The sequence below is a fragment of the Shinella sedimenti genome (genome assembly GCF_022601905.1).
Taxonomy (GTDB): Bacteria; Pseudomonadota; Alphaproteobacteria; order Rhizobiales; family Rhizobiaceae; genus Shinella; species Shinella sedimenti.
Window position 1 is genome coordinate 365,214 of sequence record NZ_JAKVIN010000006.1, and the last position, 18,170, is coordinate 383,383.

The following is an 18,170-nucleotide window of genomic DNA, read 5'->3' on the forward strand; positions in this document are numbered from 1 at the left end:
CGGCGGTGTCACGCAGGATCGTCATCGTCGGCAATGGCGCCATCCCGCAGGGGCTGGCTGCGACGATCGACGCGGCTGACATCGTGATCCGTTTCAACGGCTGCCGGTCGGCGGGCGCCGGCGGTATGAAGACCGATATCATCGCTGTGTGCAACACCGGCCGGCCGGCGCTCGACATGCTGGGTGGCGGTCGCTGGAAGGACAGCGCGACCGTGCGGCAGGCCGGCGAAATCTGGTGTGTGCGATCCCCCGAGGTTTTTGCGGCCATGCGCGCGCCGCTGGCCCTCAGCCACCCCGATCTCGACGATTTTTGCGACGACTACACGGCTGGCTTCGAGGCTTTCGCGGCGGCAACCGGGCGTCGGCTGCGCGTCATCCCCGCCGCCTTGCATAACGCCGTCGACGCCGGGCTGGCCGCCTTCGATGCCGCGCCTTACGTCGTGCCGAGCTCGGGTCTTGTCGCGATTGCGCACGCCCTTGAAAATCTCGCCGAAGACGGCGACCGCGTGTCGATTGCCGGTTTCAGCCACGAAGGCTGGCAATGGCATCCTTTCGCCGCCGAGCGGCGCTGGGTCGATGCGCTTGTCACCGCCGGCCGCCTCGACCGTCTCGATCATCCTCCCGCCTCCCGGAGAAGCTGACCCATGTCCTACACCATGTCCCGCGCCGCCTATGCCCGCATGTTCGGCCCCACCACCGGCGACAAGGTTCGCCTTGCCGATACCGAACTCTTCGCCGAGGTGGAGCGGGACTTCACGAGCTACGGCGACGAGGTGAAATTCGGCGGCGGCAAGGTCATTCGCGACGGCATGGGCCAGAGCCAGGCGACACGCGGCGAGGGCGCCGTCGATACCGTCATCACCAATGCGCTGGTCATCGACCACAGCGGCATCTTCAAGGCGGATATCGGCCTCAGCAACGGCCGCATCGCCGGCATCGGCAAGGCGGGCAATCCCGATACGCAGCCTGGCGTGACCATCATTGTCGGTCCCTCGACGGAGGTGATCGCGGGTGAGGGCAAGATCCTCACCGCCGGGACGATGGATGCGCATATCCACTACATCTGCCCGCAGCAGATCGAGCACGCGCTGGCGAGCGGTGTCACGACGATGTTGGGCGGCGGCACGGGGCCTGCCCACGGCACGCTTGCCACCACCTGCACGGGCGCCTGGCACATCGAGCGCATGATCGAGAGCTTCGATGCCTTTCCGATGAACCTCGCGCTGGCAGGCAAGGGCAATGCCTCGGTGGCCGCGCCCATCGAGGAGATGATCCGCGCGGGCGCTTCGGCGCTCAAGCTGCACGAGGACTGGGGTACGACGCCGGCGGCCATCGACTGCTGCCTTTCCGTGGCCGACGAGTACGATGTGCAGGTGATGATCCACACCGACACGCTTAATGAAAGCGGTTTCGTGGAGGATACGGTCGCAGCGATCGGCGGGCGAACCATTCACGCGTTCCACACGGAAGGGGCCGGCGGCGGCCATGCCCCCGACATCATCAAGGTCTGCGGCCACGCCAACGTCATTCCGTCCTCGACCAATCCCACCCGGCCCTACACCGTCAACACCATTTCCGAGCATCTCGACATGCTGATGGTCTGCCATCATCTGTCGCCGTCGATCCCCGAGGACATTGCGTTTGCCGAAAGCCGTATCCGCAAGGAGACCATCGCGGCGGAGGACATCCTTCACGATATCGGCGCCTTCTCCGTCATCTCTTCCGACAGTCAGGCAATGGGCCGTGTCGGCGAGGTCGCCATCCGCACCTGGCAGACGGCGGACAAGATGAAGCGCCAGCGCGGCCGCCTCGCCGGCGAGACCGGTGACAACGACAACCTGCGCATCCGCCGCTACATCGCCAAATACACGATCAATCCGGCCATCGCGCAGGGCTTGAGCCATGAAATCGGCTCGATCGAAGTGGGCAAGCGTGCCGACCTCGTGCTGTGGAACCCGGCCTTCTTCGGCGTGAAGCCCGATATGGTCCTTCTCGGCGGCGTCATCGCCATGGCGCCGATGGGAGATCCGAACGCGTCGATCCCGACGCCCCAGCCGGTGCATTACCGTCCGATGTTCGGCGCCTATGGCAAGATGCGCACGAATTCCTCCGTCACCTTCGTCTCGCAGGCGTCCATCGATCTCGGCCTTCGCGAGCGCCTCGGCGTTGCCAAGCAACTTCTGCCGGTTCGCAACACCCGCAACATCTCCAAGGCGTCGATGATCCTCAACGACCTGACGCCGCATATCGAGGTCGATCCGGAAACCTACGAGGTGCGTGCAGACGGCGAACTGCTGACCTGCGAACCCGCAACCGTGCTGCCGATGGCGCAGCGCTATTTCCTGTTTTGACACCTTCTTCTGCCCGAAAGTTTCATATGCCCTACCGCTCCATCCACATACTGCCGCAGGGGACTGCCGTCGACCAAGCACCCATCGATGTCGTCATTCTCCCGCACGACCAGCGTCATATTCGCCGCAAGCTCCTGCACATGCAGCACGATGACGTCGTGATGGTCGATCTGCGCGAACCGGTCCAGCTTTCCCATGGCGACCTGCTTTGGACGGAAAGCGGCGAAACGATCGAGGTGGTTGCGGCTGAGGAGCTTCTCTACGCGGTTACGCCGAAGGGGCCGCTTCACCTCGTCGAGCTCGCCTGGCATCTCGGCAATCGCCATCTGCCGGCGCAGATCGAGGAGACACGCATTCTTATCCTGCGCGACCATGTGATCCGCGACATGCTGATCGGGCTTGGCGCGACGGTTGAGGAGGTCTCGGAGCCGTTTCACCCGCTGCGCGGTGCCTATCACGGTTCCGGCCACGGGCATCACCACCACGGCCATGACTGACGCCGCAGCACTCGTCCGGCTGATGACCTGGCTGTCGCCGGCCTTCCCCGTCGGCGCCTTTTCCTATTCCGGCGGCCTTGAGCAAGTGGTGAGCGATGGCGATGTGCGTGACGCCGCGACGCTTCGGGACTGGCTGTCTAGCCTGCTTACCCACGGCAATCTCTGGAATGATGCCGTGCTGTTTGCCGAGGCGCATCGCAGCTTCGACGCGGAAGCAGACTTGAAGGCGGTCGCCGTGCTTTCCGAGGCGCTTGCGGGCTCAGCCGAGCGGCACAGGGAAACAATGCTGCAGGGCGGTGCATTCCTGGCCGCAGCATCGGGCTGGCCGCATCCCGTTCTGGATGTGCTGGGCGAGGAGGAAGCTTATCCGGTCGCTGTGGGCGCGGTTGCTGGCGGACATGGCATTGGGGCGGAGGCCGCACTGGCTGCCTTTCTCCACGCGGTTGCCTCCAACCTCGTTTCGGTGGCGATCCGTTGCGGCGTTATCGGACAGCGCGACGGCGTGGCTGTTCTTGCCTGGCTGGAGCCGAGTGTGATCGCACTTGCCGGACGTGCGGCGGGCTCGACGCTCGACGATCTCGGTTCCGCCACCATCCGCGCGGAGATTGCCAGCCTGCGGCATGAAACACTGACGACGCGGCTGTTCCGCTCATGAGCGGGCTGGCCGCCAAGCCCTGCCGGGCACAGATAGACAAGGGCGGATCGACGGCGCTACCGTCTGTCTGCCGGAAAACTCTCGGAGATTGACGATGACATCGAAGAACGGTCCCCTGCGCGTCGGCATCGGCGGTCCCGTCGGTTCGGGCAAGACGGCGCTGACCGAGAAGCTCTGCAAGGCCATGAGCGGGCACTATTCCGTGGCCGTCGTGACCAACGACATCTACACCAAGGAGGATGCGGAAGCGCTGGTGCGCATGCAGGCGCTGCCGTCCGACCGCATTGTGGGCGTGGAGACGGGCGGCTGCCCGCATACCGCCATCCGCGAGGATGCCTCGATCAATCTGCAGGCCATTGCCGATCTCAACCGGCGGTTTCCCGATCTCGACGTTGTCTTCATCGAGTCAGGCGGCGACAACCTCGCGGCGACCTTCTCACCCGATCTCGCGGACCTGACGATCTATGTCATCTCCGTCTGCCAGGGCGAGGAAATTCCGCGCAAGGGGGGGCCGGGCATCACACGCTCGGACCTTCTCGTCATCAACAAGAAGGACCTCGCACCTTATGTCGGGGCGGATCTGGATGTGATGGAGGCGGATGCGGGGCGCATGCGCGCGGCGCGGCCCTTCGTGTTCTCCGACATGAAGCGTGGCGAGGGGATCGACAGCATCGTCGATTTCCTGCGCGTGCAGGGCGGGCTCTAGAGCATTGCGGTGAACACGGGTTCACCGGAAGCTCAATCTTTTGTCTTGCCGCACTGTCCGACGCAGAAGCGATCCCGCTTCGGCTGGGAATGCTCTGGATTAAACCCTCTTCAGCGCCTCGGGATCACCGATATGGACGAGCCGGCCACGAACATTGACGCCGTGATTGCGCAGAAGCGAGAAGGCGCGTGATAGCGCCTCAGGCGCGAGCCCGAGTTTCCCGGCGAGCAGGCTCTTCTGGTAAGGCAGGCGGAAGCTCGTCGCCTTGCCGTCTGCGGGGCAATGATCGAGCAAATAACGCGACACGCGCTGGGGTGCGGTGTGCAGCCGGTCATCGGCGAGACTGGTAAAGCTTGTGGCTAGTTGCGCGGAGACGATGTTGACCAGTGCGAGCGCGAGATCCGGGCGGCGGCTTGCGATGTCGCGCACGCGCCTCAAATCGAAGCGGGCGAGCAATGCCGGCTCGGCTGCCTGCGCCGTCGCGGCATAGCGGCCGCCGTCGAGCACCACGCTCGCGCCGATCAGGTCGCCCGGGCCATAAAGGCTGACATCGGCTTCGCGGCCATCAGGGTCGAGCTTGTAGAGGCGGATATAGCCGGAGAGAACGCAATGCAGCATGTCGGCGGGCTCGCCTTCCCGGAACAGCATCTGGCGGGCGGGCAGGCTGCCGATAACAGCGATTTCCATCATCGCCGCGACGCTCTCCACGCCGAGCGAAGCCAGAAAACCTGAATTGAGAAGCGTTTCCCGTTCCCGTGCGCCGGGCTTCATCAGCCTGTTCATCGATCTCACTCCATGCTCCCGCAGGCCTCGTTCCTTCTTCCAGCTGAAACGATAGTCCAGGGCGGGAATACGCGTCTTGATTTCGATCAAACAACGTAAAACGGCCGGCGCGACAAATGCCGCACCGGCCGTTCATCTGTGAGCCCGGCGATTTATTCTGCCGCGAGCGTGGAGTGGTGCACCACAGTGAAGGGCTTTCGTTCTCCGTTCTTCTTTTCGAGCGTCTCGATGCGCTTTTCCAGCTCCGTGACGGTGCGCGCCGTCTGGTCGGCGAGATGCGTCAGGGCCTGCGGCTCCATGGCCAGCAGCTCGTCATCCTTCTTGCCGACGAAGCGGCCGAAGAGCCAGCCCAGGAAGCGCGAGACGTCGTCCATGATCAGGAAGAACGACGGCACGACGACCAGCGACAGCACGGTCGAGACGATGATACCGCCGATCACCGCAATTGCCATGGGCGAGCGGAAGGCGCCACCTTCGCCGACGCCGAGCGCGGATGGCAGCATTCCGGCCGACATGGCGATGGAGGTCATGACGATCGGACGCGCGCGCTTGCGACCGGCCTCGATCATGGCCTCAACGCGCTCCATGCCGGCATGGCGCATCTCGATGGCAAAATCGACCAGCAGGATGGCGTTCTTGGTCACGATGCCCATCAGCATGAGAATGCCGATGAGGACGGGCATGGAGAGCGCGTTCTGCGTGAGGATGAGACCGGCCGCCACGCCGCCGATGGCGAGCGGCAGCGACAGAAGGATGGTGAACGGCTGAATAACATCCTTGAACAGCAGGATCAGCACCATCAGCACGAGCAGCAGGCCGAGCAGCATGGCATTGCCGAACGACTGCTGCATCTCGGCCTGAATTTCCGCGTCACCGCTTTCGGCGAACTGCACTGTCGACGGCATGTCGATGCCGGAGGCGATTTCCTTGAAGCGGGCGGTTGCCGTGTCGAGCGCCACGCCCTGCTGGAGATCGGAGCCGATCGAGACGACGCGGTTGCGGTTGTGCCGCTTCACGGCGCTCGGGCCTTCCGAGTACTCGATGTCGGCGACGCTGGAGAGCGGCACGAACTGGCCGCCGGCCGTCTGGATCTTCAGATTGCGAATGGCGGCGAGATCGGCGCGGAAGGCGCGGTCCACCTGCACACGGATGGGGATGAGGCGGTTGTCGAGCGAGACCTTGCTGAGTTGCGAGTCGATATCGCCGATGGTCGCGACGCGCACGACTTCCGATATCTGCGCTGTCGTGATGCCGAAGCGGGCCATCTGGTCGTCGCGCGGGCGTATCTGCAGTTCCGGTCGCGGCAGCGAGCCTTCGGAGCTTACATTGGCCAGCAGCGGGTCGGCACGCAGCTTGGCTTCCAGCACCGCGACCGTGTCGTTCAGGTCCGCCTCGTTATTGGAGAGCAGGTTGAAGGCAAGGTCACGCTCGCCGCGATCGTTGAGCTTGATGATGCGCACGTCGGGGATATCGCGAAGCTTGGCGAAGATTTCCTTCTCGATATCCCATTGCGGCCGCAGGCGGCCATGCGCTTCCATCTTCGGCAGGTAGGGGCCGATCACGGGAATGCCGCCGAGAACGTCATTCACCAGCCGGTAGGCGAGGGAATGCTCCAGCCTGTCGAGGATAACAGTCACAGAGGCACGGCGCAGCTCCAGATCACCCTTCGGCGAGGAACCGCCGAGCACGAAGACGCTTGAGACGCCGTCGATATCCTTCACCTTGTCATAGACCTGCGTGGTCGTGCGGTCGGTATCGTCGAGCATCGCATCCGGCGGCAGTTCGACGGACAACACCACGCGGGATGCGTCTTCCGGCGGCATGAAGCTGCCCGGCACCGTGAAGAGCAGCATGACGGATGCGATCAGGAAGGCGAAGGCGCCCAGCAGGGTGGCATAGCGGGCATACCATGTGCCTGTCGTCTTGCTGACGAGCCAGGTATAGCCGCGCATGAAGCGGCCTTCCTTTTCCTCGCCATGACCATCGGCATCGCTGGAGCGCATCAGATAGGCCGCCATGACCGGTGTGATCAGGCGGGCCACCGCAAGCGAGAAGAACACGGCAACAGCGACGGTCAGGCCGAACTGGATGAAGTACTGGCCCGGGATACCCGGCATGAACGATACCGGCACGAACACCGCGATGATGGTGAAGGTGGTCGCAATGACCGCAAGCCCGATCTCGTCGGCCGCCTCGATGGCGGCGCGATAGGGCGACTTGCCCATGCGGATGTGGCGCGCGATGTTCTCGACCTCCACGATGGCATCGTCCACCAGGATCCCCGTTGCGAGCGTCAGCGCCAGAAACGACACGAGGTTCAGCGAGAAGCCCAGCATGTCCATAACGAAGAATGTCGGGATTGCCGAGAGCGGCAGCGCGACCGCGGAAATCAGCGTCGCGCGCCAGTTGCGCAGGAAGAGCAGCACCACGGCGACGGCAAGCAATGCGCCCTCAATCAGCGTGTGAAGTGCTGCCTCGTAGTTGCCGTAAGTGAAGTAGACGGCGTCATCGACCATCTCGATCGAAACGTCGGGATTCTGCGCGCGGACCGCGCCCAGCGCTTTCTCGACGGAGCCGGCGACGGTCACCTCGCTCGCTCCCTTGGAACGGAAGACCGCGAAGGTCACGACCGGATTGCCGTTGAAGCGCGAGAAGGAGCGCGGCTCCTCGTAGGTGTCGGAAACCTTGCCGAGTTCGGAGAGCCGCACGAAGCGACCGTTCGGCAGTGCGATCATCGTGTTGGTCAGCTTCTCGACGGAGCGTGCGTCGCCAAGCGTGCGGATGGCCTGTTCGGCGCCGGCGATCTGGCCGCGGCCGGAGCCGGCATCGGCGTTCATGCTGCGGATCTGGCGGTTCACGTCGGCCGCGGAAATGCCGTAGGAATCGAGCTTGTCCTGATTGAGGTCGACGCGCACCTCGCGGTCGGCGCCGCCGAAGCGGTCGATCTTGCCGATACCCGGCTGGCCCTGAAGGGCGCGCTTGACCTTGTCGTCGACGAACCACGACAGCTCTTCCAGCGTCATGTTGGGCGAGGAGACGGCGAAGGTCTGGATCGCCTGACCCTCCACGTCGATCTTGCTGACGACGGGTTCCTCGATGGAGGCCGGCAGGTCGCTCCGAATGCGGTCGATCGCATCCTTGACGTCCTGAAGCGCCTGGTTGGTCGGCTTTTCGATCTTGAAGAGAACGGAAGTGACGGAGCTGCCGTCCGTGACGGTCGACACGATGTCGTCGACGCCCTCGATGCCGGCGACGGCGTCCTCGATCTCCTTGGTGACCTGCACCTCAAGCTCCGCCGGAGCCGCCCCGCTCTGGGTCACCGAGATAGCGATAACAGGCACGTCGATATTGGGAAAACGTGTGATCGGCAGCGAATAGAAGGACTGGATACCGACGTAGAGCAGCAGCGCGAAGGCGAGCAGCGGCGCAATCGGATTGCGGATGGACCAAGCTGAAAAGTTCATGTCCCCAAAGTCCTCGATAAGAGACCAGACGCTTCCGGGAGGGGTTCCGACCCTGTTGCCCGCTGTTCAAGGCTCCGCCTGTGGCAGAGCCCTCACGTCATTTCGTGGCCGAAGCCTGCTCGCCCTTGACCGGATTGATCCGGTCACCGTCGCGAACATAGGCACCGGCCTTGGCGACGACCTCGTCGCCGGCCGAAAGCCCGCTGACGATCTCGATCCCCTGTCCGTCCTGAATACCGGTCTCGACCGGCACCAGCCTGACGACGCCGTTTTCCACCTTACGGGCCACCGTCTTGCCGTCCGCTGTCGTGATGGCGGAGAGGGGAAGGACAATGCCCTGCTTTTCCTCGACGACGATGTCGGCGCTCGCAAACATGCCGGCGCGCGCCTTGTCCGGCTCGTCGAAGCCGATATAGACGCGGCCGAGGCGGCTTTGCGGGTCGAGCGTCGGTTCGACGAGGCGGATCGTGCCGGTAAGTGTCGCCGCTCCGCCCGCAAGCGAGACCTTGGCCTTGAGGCCGGGCTTGAGCTTGAGGATCGTGTCTTCCGATACGTCGGCCTTCAGTTCGATGGCGCCGTCGCGGATGACGGTGAACAGCGGCGAGGCCGAGCCGCTGGCGATGGCGCCGATCTTGGCCGTGCGGGCGGAAATGACGCCGGCCACCGGCGACTTGACGGCGGTGCGGGCAAGTCTCAGGTCGATATCGTCGATCTGGGACTGCGCGACATTGATGTCGGCCTCGGCAACGGCAACGGCCTGCTCGGCGGAATTGACGCGGGCAAGCGCTGCATCAGCCGCCGCGATCGCCTGATCCGCATTGGCCTGCGACTGGGAGCCGGACTTCACGAGCCGCTGCGCGCGGTCGCGGACCCGGACGGCTTCGTCGGCGTTGGCCTTGGCTTCCACAAGCTGCGCCTTGATCTGTTCCAGGCCGGCGCGCGCCTTGGCGAGCGAAGCCTCGGTCTGGCTTTTCTGCAGGAGGAGCGCATCGTCGTTCAGCGTGGCGAGCGTGCCTTCCGCCGCAACACGATCGCCGACATCGGCTTCAAGCGTACGGATCGAAAGCCCCTCGACGAGCGGTGTCACATAGACTTCCTCGACAGCCTGGATCGTGCCCGTGGCGATTACGCGATCGACGAGGTTGCGCTGTTCGGCGGCGGTGACGACAATGGCGGGCAGATTCTGTGCCTGTTGGGCCCCGTCGGCATCGCCGGTTGCCGCATCAGCTGCAAAGACGGGCGACTGCGCAAGCGCCATCATGACCGCAGCAGAAACGAAGCGCATTTTCCCGTGTCCAAAAGCCATAGGCAGAGCTATCCCAAAAAGCATGACTGCGTGTTTCGTGTCCGGGCGCGTCTCTAGGTTTATCGCCGGATCTGTTCCTGCCAGTGTGGAGGGCACGAATGGCGCGCTGGCCTCTCCAGTTCCGACTATGCGGTTTATGTAATCGGCGCCGGCCAACCATACAAGAGGCAACGGAATGGTGCCTCATTATTCTAGGTGTTTGGCCTTTCCAAGGCAATGGCGGCGTGTTGCCGCGCCCGGCCTGCTGCTCAAAAAAGTGCGGGGCCCTAAGGCCCCGCAGGTCGTTCGTTCAGCTGGGCGGTTACTTCAGCGCTTCGTCCGTCACGGCATGGGTCCAGGCGCCTTCCGGCTCCTTGGAAATGACCGGATCGGAACCGCCGCCGAGCAGGGTCGCGACGGTGCGCTTGTAGTCTGCCTCGTCGAGCGCGCCGTTGGAGCCGGCGGTCAGCTTGGCGACTTCGCCCATCATGCGCTTCTGGTGCGCTTCGGTCTGGGCCCCGGTCGAGTCGTTTTCCAGCACGATGTCTGCGGCTTCGTCCGGATGTTCCTCGGCATATTTCCAGCCCTTCATGGAGGCGCGGACGAACTTGACCATCTTTTCCTTGAAGGCCGGGTCGGCGAGCTTGTCTTCCAGAACGTAGAGACCGTCTTCCAGCGTGGCGACGCCCTGGTCCTCGTATTTGAAGGTCACAAGGTCCTCTGGCTTGATGCCGGCATCCAGCACCTGGCCATATTCGTTATAGGTCATGGTCGAGATGCAGGCAGCCTGCTTCTGGATGAGCGGATCGACGTTGAAGCCCTGCTTCAGCACGGTCACGCCATCCGGTCCGCCTTCGGTCGGGATCTTCAGATGCGCCATCCAGGAGAGGAAGGGGTATTCGTTGCCGAAGAACCAGACGCCGAGCGTCTTGCCCTTGAAGTCCTCGGGCGTTTTCACGCCGGATTCCTTCAGACAGGTGAGCATCATGCCTGATGATTTGAACGGCTGCGCGATGTTGACGAGCGCTACGCCCTTTTCGCGGGTTGCAAGGGCAGACGGCATCCAGTCCACGATGACATCGGCACCGCCGCCGGCGATGACCTGTGCGGGAGCGATGTCCGGTCCACCAGGCTTGATTTCGACGTCGAGGCCTTCCTCTTCGTAGAAGCCCTTGTCCTTGGCGACGTAGTAGCCGCCGAACTGGGCCTGGGTGACCCATTTCAGCTGCAGCGTCACCTTGTCGGCGGCCTGCGTCTGGAACGCGGCAAGCGAGAAGGCGCTTGCCAGCAGGAGCGATGCGATCTTCGTTTTCATGTCAGTTCCCTCTTTCTTCTTTATTTTACGTCTGCCCACCACGGACAGACGGATGCCAGAACGTGACGACCCGCTCGATGAGCGCGACGATCCCGTAGAAGACCGAGCCCGCCACCGCGGCGACCGCGATTTCGGCCCAGACCATGTCGACATTCATGCGGCCCACTTCCGTGGAGATGCGGAAACCCATGCCGACGATGGGCGTTCCGAAGAATTCGGCAACGATGGCGCCGATCAGCGCCAGCGTGGAGTTGATCTTCAGCGCATTGAAGATGAAGGGCCAGGCGGCGGGCAGGCGCAGCTTGACGAGCGTCTGGAACCACTCGGCGGCGTAGGTCCGCATCAGGTCACGCTCCATGTGGCTGGTAGCGGCGAGGCCCGAGACGGTGTTCACCAGCATGGGGAAGAACGTCATGATGACGACGACCGCGACCTTCGACTGCCAGTCGAAGCCGAACCACATGACCATGATTGGCGCCACGCCGATGACCGGCAGGGCGGAGACGAAATTGCCGAGCGGCAGCAGACCCTTCTGCAGGAAGGGCGACCGGTCGATGAGGATGGCGACGAGGAAGCCGAGGCCACAGCCCAGCGCATAACCGACAAGAACGGATTTCAGGAACGTCTGTCGGAAGTCTGCCCAAAGCGTCGGCACCGAACTGATGAGCCGGGCCCAGATCATGCTGGGCGGCGGCAAGAGCACGGAGGGCACGTTGAAGCCTCTCACGATGCCTTCCCACAGCACGAGGATGGTCATGCCGAAGATGAGCGGCACCGCGAGGCGCGCGGCCCGGTCGGCCGCGCCCGTGAGTTTGCGCCGCACCAGCCACTCGTTGAACGCCCATGCGGCAAGCCAGAAGACGATGGCGGCAATCAGGATGGAAATGTTCATACCCGGGCCCCCATGCGTTTGAGGACCAGACTGTGCGCAAAGCCGACGATGATGACGAGCAGCGCCGCAACGGCCGCCGCCATGAACAGCGCCGCCCAGATCTGCACCGTCTGACCATAGTACGAGCCGGCGAGCAGGCGGGCGCCTAGGCCCGCGACGGCGCCGGTCGGTAGTTCGCCCACGATGGCACCGACCAGCGAGATGGCTATCGCGACTTTCAGGGATGTGAAGAGGTAGGGCATCGAGCAGGGCCAGCGCAGCTTCCAGAATGTCTGGGACGCCGAGGCATTGTAGGTGTGCATCAGGTCGAGCTGGATCTGTTCGGGGCTGCGAAGGCCCTTCACCATGCCGACGACGACCGGGAAGAAGGATAGGTAGGTCGAGATCAGCGCCTTCGGCATCAGCCCGGAAATCCCTACGGCGTTCAACACCACGATGATCATCGGCGCGATGGCGAGGATGGGGATCGTCTGGCTGGCAATGACCCAGGGCATCAGGGAGCGGTCCATCGCCCGATTGTGCACGATGGCGACGGCAAGCAGGATGCCGAGGACGGCGCCCATGCCGAAGCCCATCAGCGTGGCGGAAAGCGTGACCCAGGCATGATAGACGAGACTGCGCTTGGAGGTGATCGCCTTGTTGACGGTCGTATCCCACAATTCGGCGAGAACCTGGTGCGGCGCCGGCAGGACCGGCCGTTCCTGCGCCATCGTTCTCGGCAGGAGTTCCGAAAAGCTTATGGTCGTTCCGGCGCGCGCTGCCGTATCCCGCTCGAAGGGCGTGTTCAGCACCAACACGAAGACATACCAGAGCACGATAAGGGCCAGCACGACGGTGCCGATGGGAAGCAGGCGATCCTTGAAGAAGCTGGCCTGTTCCATTGTCAGCTCCGTGCCGGCGAGGGCAGGAGCATCAGCCCCATGGCAAGGATGCCGAGGCCGACGCCGGCGATCTGTGTGTTGCTCAGCCGTTCGCCGAAGAACAGGAAGGCGATGACATTGACGAGCAGTAACTGGGTGATGGCGGAGAGCGAGATGGCGAGACCGAGCCCGCCTTCTCGCATGAGCCTCAGCATCATCAGGTTGCCGACGATGTAGAGTGCCAGGGACAGCAGGAGATAGAGAATGTTCGTGGTGCCGATATAGGCGCGCGATGCGGTCGCTGCGCCGATAAAGACGGTGGTGGCGCCAAACAGCCAGAGCACGAAGGGCAGCTTCATCAGGCGTGCTCCTCGTAGCTGTGGCCGGCACGCAGGCCCTCGCGGACGCGATGGGCGACGGCAAGGAATTCGGGCGTCTCGCGGATGTCGAGCGGGCGCTCCTTCGGCAGGGGCGACTCGATGATATCGGTGACGCGGCCGGGCCGCGGGCTCATGACGACGATCTTCGTCGAGAGATAGACGGCCTCCGGTATTGAATGGGTGACGAAGCAGATGGTCTTTTGGGTGGCGGCCCAGAGTTTCAGAAGCTGCTCGTTGAGGTGGTCGCGGACGATCTCGTCCAGCGCACCGAAGGGCTCGTCCATCAGCAACAGGTCCGCATCGAAGGCGAGTGCGCGGGCGATGGACGCGCGCTGCTGCATGCCGCCCGACAGCTGCCAGGGATACTTCTTGCCGAAACCAGAAAGATTGACGAGATCCAGCGTGCGGTCGATGCGGGCCTTCTGGTCCTGCCTGGAATAGCCCATGATTTCGAGCGGCAGCGCGATATTCTTCTCGATGGTGCGCCAGGGATAGAGCGCCGCCGCCTGGAAGACGTAGCCGTAGGCGCGTTGCCGGCGTGCTTCCTCTGGCGTCATGCCATTGACGGTAATCGTGCCGGAGGTCGGCTTCTCAAGATCGGCGATGACGCGCAGAAACGTGGTCTTGCCGCAGCCCGACGGGCCGATGAAGGAGACGAAGTCCCCCTTTTCGACATTGAGATTGACGCCCGTCAGCGCCGTGACGGGGCCGTCGGCCGTCTGGAAGGTGAGGCCGAGATCGCTTGCGGAGACGACGGTATTCGCTGGGGCCATGCTCAACATCTTTCGGCGCCTCGCAGGGCGCGGTTTCCGGCAGACTGCATGTCCCTTTCCGGCATTGCAATCGGCATTGTCTGCGGTATCAATCTGCGCACGGAATTCTTTCGGGGGAGAAAGACATGACGCTTGAAGGAAAGCCTACGTGCCACGTCGTGCGCCCGGGCAGCACCTATGACGGAAGGCAGGGGTTCAGCTATTTCGAGGGCATCGCCCGCGAGAGCGTTGGCGCCACCGGCATCTGCATGCATCTTCTGACGATCCCGCCGGGCGGGCGCGCAAAGGCGCATATGCACGAGCGCCACGAGACGGCGATCTACATGCTCTCCGGCGAGGCGCATACCTGGTACGGCGAGCGGCTGGAAAACCATGTCATCGTCAGAGCGGGGGAGATGTTCTACATTCCCGCCGGCGTGCCGCATCTGCCTGCCAATCTCTCCGACCAACCGGCTTCGGCCGTTATCGCGCGGACAGATCCCCACGAGCAGGAGAGCGTTGTGCTTCTGCCGCATCTCGAAGCGCTCGTCCCGGCGTAAGAGCCTGTATGCGGGGTGCCTGACCTTCATTTCCTGCATCGTGCCAGCGGCCCCCAGCGTGTGCCGTCGGGAAAGCTGACCGTGTAGCCGCCATCGTCCGGCGTCAGCGTCAGCTCATAGGGTGTCGGTTCCTCGGAGCCCTCATCGCTGCATTCGGCTGCCACGACCGTCGCGCCGCCGACTTTCCTGGCCTCGCCCTTGAATTCACAATAGGAGGCCGCGGTCGTCACGCCCTCCTTGTTCAGAAGAAAGAAGACGTCTGTACCGGAGGATTCCCCGGTTTCTGAATACAAGCAGCCCTCCTTATTGCCATAGCTGCCGTCGACAATATCGGCCGCCGCCAACGCCTGGCCGGAAACGGCGAAGCCCGCGGCGAGAGGAAGGAAGAAGCGGCGCGCGCGCATTACACGCCGCTCGCCGGGATGCCGCTGCGCTCCACCTTGCGCGGCGCGGTGATTTCCTTCCAGGTCGACAGCGCAGTGTTGACGGCGGCGAAGGGCTCGCGCTTCACGAACTGGCCGTGGCCCTCGCGGGTTCTGACGGTCGATTCCTCGATGGCCACGACACCGCGCGTCAGCGTGTAGCGCGGCAGGCCGACGATCTCCTTGCCTTCGAAGACGTTGTAATCGATGGAGGATTGCTGGCTCTGCGCCGAAATCGTCTTCGACCGCTTCGGATCCCACACCACGATATCGGCATCCGCGCCCACAAGGATCGCGCCCTTTCGCGGATAGACGTTGAGAATCTTGGCGATGTTGGTGGAGGTGACGGCGACGAATTCGTTCATCGTCAGGCGGCCGGTGTTGACGCCATAGGTCCAGAGCATCGGCATGCGGTCCTCAAGACCACCGGTGCCGTTGGGGATCTTGCGGAAATCGCCCACCCCGGTGCGCTTCTGGTCGGTGGTAAAGGCGCAATGATCGGTCGCCACCACCTGCAGCGAACCCGCCGCAAGGCCGGCCCAGAGCGAATCCTGGTGCTGCTTGTTGCGGAAGGGCGGGCTCATGACGCGGCGCGCCGAGTGGTCCCAGTCCTTGTTGAAATATTCGCTCTCATCGAGGGTCAGGTGCTGGATCAGCGGCTCGCCATAGACGCGCATGCCGTTCTGCCGGGCGCGGCGGATGGCCTCGTGCGCCTGTTCACACGAGGTGTGCACGACATAGAGCGGTGCGCCCGCCATGTCGGCGATGATGATGGCCCGATTCGTTGCCTCGCCTTCGACCGATGGCGGGCGCGAATAGGCGTGGCCCTCCGGCCCGTCGTTGCCTTCATCGATCAGCTTGGCCTGCATGGCCGCGACCACGTCGCCGTTTTCCGCGTGCACGAGGGGTAGGGCGCCCAAGGCCGCACAGCGCTGGAACGAGGCGAACATTTCGTCGTCGTTCACCATCAGCGCGCCCTTGTAGGCCATGAAGTGCTTGAAGGTGTTGATGCCCTTTTCCTCGACGATCGCCTTCATCTCGTCGAACACCTGCTCGCCCCACCAGGTCACGGACATGTGGAAGGAATAGTCGCAGTTGGCGCGAGTGGATTTGTTGTCCCAGCGCTTCAGGGCGTCCAGCAGCGACTGACCGGGATCGGGCAGGCAGAAATCGACCACCATGGTCGTGCCACCGGCAAGGCCCGCACGCGTGCCGCTTTCGAAATCATCCGCCGAATAGGTGCCCATGAAGGGCATTTCGAGATGCACATGCGGATCGATGCCGCCTGGCATGACATAACAGCCAGCCGCATCCAGCACCTCATCGCCCGAGAGGTTCGGTCCGATCTCGACGATCTTCCCACCCTCGATCTTGACGTCCGCCTTGTAGGTGAGGTCGGCGGTGACAACGGTTCCGTCCTTGATGACTGTGCTCATTCTTCCGTCCCTTCATCGTCTTCAAAGCTGCTCGGAAACACACAGATTTCGAGAGAGAAATTCAGGTCTGCCAATAGTCGAATGATGGCGGTGTTGAAGCCTGGGCATATTGCAGCGACCCGCTCTGCATCGAAGTAGATCGCGAGGCTGATCTCGCGGGATGTCCCGATCTGCGCGGCGGCCTCGAACACTACACGATGACGGTCGATGGCATTCTGCAGGTAATCGCCGGCATCGCCACCCACACCATCCTTTTCGTGCGGATAAAGGAAGATGACGTCAGGACCTGTCTTAATTCTCCAGCCGTCGATGCCGGCAGCAAAGTGGTCGATGTCGGACTGCGAAACGCCTTTTAAGCGCATGACGAAGGAGTATTCGATCGTGGCCTTACCGCTTTCATCCGTCACTTTATCATCGTGGGAGACAGGGTGCTTCACTCCGCAATCCCCGCCGTCTCGATCACAGCATGCAGCAGCACGTCCGCACCCGCAGCGGCCCATTCCCTGGAAATCTCCTCCGCCTCGTTGTGCGAGAGGCCGCCGACGCAGGGGCACATGATCATGGTGGCGGGGGCAACCTTGGCGGCCCAGCAGGCATCGTGGCCGGCGCCGGAGATTATGTTCATGTGGCTGTAGCCAAGGTCTTCGGCGGCCTTACGCACACTGGCGACCAATGTCGGATCGAAGGTGACGGGATCGAAATGGCCGACGGCCTCGACCGAACAGCCGACGCCGAGCGCCTCGCAGATCTCTGGTGCTTCCGCCTCGATGCGCGCGCGCATGCCGTCGAGTTTCGCCTGGTCGGGAGAGCGGATGTCGACGGTGAAGACCACCTTGCCCGGCAGCACGTTGCGGGAGTTGGGCGAGAAGAACACCTGGCCAACGCCTCCGACGGCGCCCGGCTGGTTTTCCATGGCCACGGTCTGCACCATTTCGAGGATGCGCGACATGGCAAGGCCGGCATTGACGCGCAGGTTCATCGGCGTCGAGCCGGTATGCGCCTCACGGCCGGTCAGTGTGAATTCGAGCCACCACAGGCCCTGGCAATGGGTGACGACGCCGATCTGCTTTTCCTCGGCTTCAAGGATCGGGCCCTGCTCGATGTGATATTCGAAATAGGCGTGCATCTTTCGCGCGCCGACCTCTTCATCGCCGACCCAGCCGATGCGCTTCAGTTCCTCGCCGAAGGTCTTGCCTTCAGGATCCTTGCGGGCATAGGCATAATCCTGCGTGTGAATGCCAGCGAAGACGCCTGAGGCAAGCATGGCTGGCGCGAAGCGCGCGCCTTCCTCGTTCGTCCAGTTGGTAACGACGATCGGATGCTTTGTTCTGATGCCGAGATCGTTCAGCGAGCGAACGACTTCCAGCCCAGCCAGCACGCCGAGCACGCCATCATATTTGCCGCCTGTCGGCTGGGTATCCAGATGCGAGCCGATATAGACGGGCAGCGCATCGGGGTCGGTGCCCTCGCGCGTCATGAACATGTTGCCCATGGTGTCGACGCCCATCGAAAGGCCCGCAGCTTCGCACCAGGCCTGGAAGAGGCGCCGGCCTTCGGCGTCGGCGTCGGTCAATGTCTGGCGATTGTTGCCGCCAGCAATGCCGGGGCCAATCTTCGCCATGTCCATGAGGGTGTCCCACAGGCGGTCCGCGTTGACACGCATGTTCTCGCCGGGTGCGGCCATGTCGTATGCTCCCACGTCTTCGGGCTTTGAAAGCCTCAATTTTGTTCCCGCCGGCCGGCAGCGCTCTTGTTTGTTTTGCGCCTACCGTTCAGTTTCGTCGTCTTTACTTGACAACGGCCTGATAATTT

18 protein-coding genes are annotated in these 18,170 nt (G+C 63.3%); 6 read left to right on the top strand and 12 right to left on the bottom strand.

Going from position 1 to position 18,170, the window contains the following annotated elements; all coding sequences use genetic code 11:
* Window positions 1–5 precede the first annotated feature (5 nt).
* From MKI86_RS16040 to ureG, 5 genes are all read left to right on the top strand, one after another.
* Complete coding sequence (locus tag MKI86_RS16040; RefSeq protein WP_241602330.1) at window positions 6–641, top strand: glycosyltransferase family 29 protein; 636 nt, start codon at window positions 6–8, stop codon at window positions 639–641.
* 3 nt (window positions 642–644) lie between these two features.
* Window positions 645–2,351 carry an urease subunit alpha gene (ureC, locus tag MKI86_RS16045; protein WP_241602333.1) on the top strand — a complete coding sequence of 569 codons (1,707 nt, stop codon included), beginning with the start codon at window positions 645–647 and terminating at the stop codon, window positions 2,349–2,351.
* A gap of 26 nt (window positions 2,352–2,377) precedes the next feature.
* Window positions 2,378–2,848: an urease accessory protein UreE gene (gene ureE / locus MKI86_RS16050; protein ID WP_241602336.1), complete on the top strand. Its 471-nt coding sequence runs from the start codon at window positions 2,378–2,380 to the stop codon at window positions 2,846–2,848.
* Window positions 2,841–3,503, top strand: a complete 663-nt coding sequence (locus MKI86_RS16055) for an urease accessory protein UreF (protein WP_241602339.1) — start codon at window positions 2,841–2,843, stop codon at window positions 3,501–3,503. The genes ureE and MKI86_RS16055 overlap by 8 nt, the downstream gene beginning before the upstream one ends.
* Window positions 3,504–3,597: 94 nt before the next feature.
* Window positions 3,598–4,209 (top strand): urease accessory protein UreG, encoded by a 612-nt coding sequence (ureG, locus tag MKI86_RS16060; RefSeq protein ID WP_241602355.1) that lies wholly within the window; start codon window positions 3,598–3,600, stop codon window positions 4,207–4,209.
* Window positions 4,210–4,308: 99 nt separating this feature from the next.
* Here ureG and MKI86_RS16065 read toward each other — a convergent pair whose 3' ends face one another.
* The 8 genes from MKI86_RS16065 to MKI86_RS16100 all read right to left on the bottom strand — a co-directional run bounded on the left by MKI86_RS16065 (window position 4,309) and on the right by MKI86_RS16100 (window position 13,970).
* Entirely contained in the window at window positions 4,309–4,992 is a 684-nt protein-coding gene (locus MKI86_RS16065; protein ID WP_241602358.1) for a Crp/Fnr family transcriptional regulator, read from the bottom strand.
* Window positions 4,993–5,144: 152 nt separating this feature from the next.
* Window positions 5,145–8,456 (bottom strand): efflux RND transporter permease subunit, encoded by a 3,312-nt coding sequence (locus tag MKI86_RS16070; protein ID WP_241602361.1) that lies wholly within the window; start codon window positions 8,454–8,456, stop codon window positions 5,145–5,147.
* Between the two features lie 97 nt (window positions 8,457–8,553).
* Window positions 8,554–9,717: an efflux RND transporter periplasmic adaptor subunit gene (locus MKI86_RS16075; protein ID WP_370879996.1), complete on the bottom strand. Its 1,164-nt coding sequence runs from the start codon at window positions 9,715–9,717 to the stop codon at window positions 8,554–8,556.
* 346 nt (window positions 9,718–10,063) lie between these two features.
* Window positions 10,064–11,056 (bottom strand): ABC transporter substrate-binding protein, encoded by a 993-nt coding sequence (locus MKI86_RS16080; protein ID WP_241602366.1) that lies wholly within the window; start codon window positions 11,054–11,056, stop codon window positions 10,064–10,066.
* A gap of 25 nt (window positions 11,057–11,081) precedes the next feature.
* Window positions 11,082–11,948, bottom strand: a complete 867-nt coding sequence (locus MKI86_RS16085; protein ID WP_241602369.1) for an ABC transporter permease — start codon at window positions 11,946–11,948, stop codon at window positions 11,082–11,084.
* Complete coding sequence (locus MKI86_RS16090) at window positions 11,945–12,829, bottom strand: ABC transporter permease (protein WP_241602372.1); 885 nt, start codon at window positions 12,827–12,829, stop codon at window positions 11,945–11,947. The genes MKI86_RS16085 and MKI86_RS16090 overlap by 4 nt, the downstream gene beginning before the upstream one ends.
* A 2-nt stretch (window positions 12,830–12,831) precedes the next feature.
* Window positions 12,832–13,167, bottom strand: coding sequence for a hypothetical protein (locus tag MKI86_RS16095; protein WP_241602376.1), 336 nt, complete (start codon window positions 13,165–13,167; stop codon window positions 12,832–12,834).
* Window positions 13,167–13,970 (bottom strand): ABC transporter ATP-binding protein, encoded by an 804-nt coding sequence (locus MKI86_RS16100; protein ID WP_241602377.1) that lies wholly within the window; start codon window positions 13,968–13,970, stop codon window positions 13,167–13,169. Before MKI86_RS16100 ends, MKI86_RS16095 begins: the two co-directional genes overlap by 1 nt.
* Before the next feature lie 116 nt (window positions 13,971–14,086).
* Between MKI86_RS16100 and MKI86_RS16105 the strand changes: the two genes are divergently transcribed.
* On the top strand, window positions 14,087–14,500 hold the full coding sequence (locus MKI86_RS16105; RefSeq protein WP_241602380.1) for a cupin domain-containing protein: 414 nt from the start codon (window positions 14,087–14,089) through the stop codon (window positions 14,498–14,500).
* A gap of 26 nt (window positions 14,501–14,526) precedes the next feature.
* Here MKI86_RS16105 and MKI86_RS16110 read toward each other — a convergent pair whose 3' ends face one another.
* The 4 genes from MKI86_RS16110 to MKI86_RS16125 are packed head-to-tail and all read right to left on the bottom strand — an operon-like array spanning window position 14,527 to window position 18,042.
* Entirely contained in the window at window positions 14,527–14,904 is a 378-nt protein-coding gene (locus tag MKI86_RS16110; RefSeq protein ID WP_241602383.1) for a hypothetical protein, read from the bottom strand.
* Window positions 14,904–16,358: a dihydropyrimidinase gene (hydA, locus tag MKI86_RS16115; RefSeq protein WP_241602386.1), complete on the bottom strand. Its 1,455-nt coding sequence runs from the start codon at window positions 16,356–16,358 to the stop codon at window positions 14,904–14,906. The genes MKI86_RS16110 and hydA overlap by 1 nt, the downstream gene beginning before the upstream one ends.
* Complete coding sequence (locus tag MKI86_RS16120) at window positions 16,355–16,795, bottom strand: hypothetical protein (protein WP_241602387.1); 441 nt, start codon at window positions 16,793–16,795, stop codon at window positions 16,355–16,357. Before MKI86_RS16120 ends, hydA begins: the two co-directional genes overlap by 4 nt.
* On the bottom strand, window positions 16,792–18,042 hold the full coding sequence (locus MKI86_RS16125; protein WP_241602389.1) for a Zn-dependent hydrolase: 1,251 nt from the start codon (window positions 18,040–18,042) through the stop codon (window positions 16,792–16,794). The genes MKI86_RS16120 and MKI86_RS16125 overlap by 4 nt, the downstream gene beginning before the upstream one ends.
* Window positions 18,043–18,170: the final 128 nt, after the last annotated feature.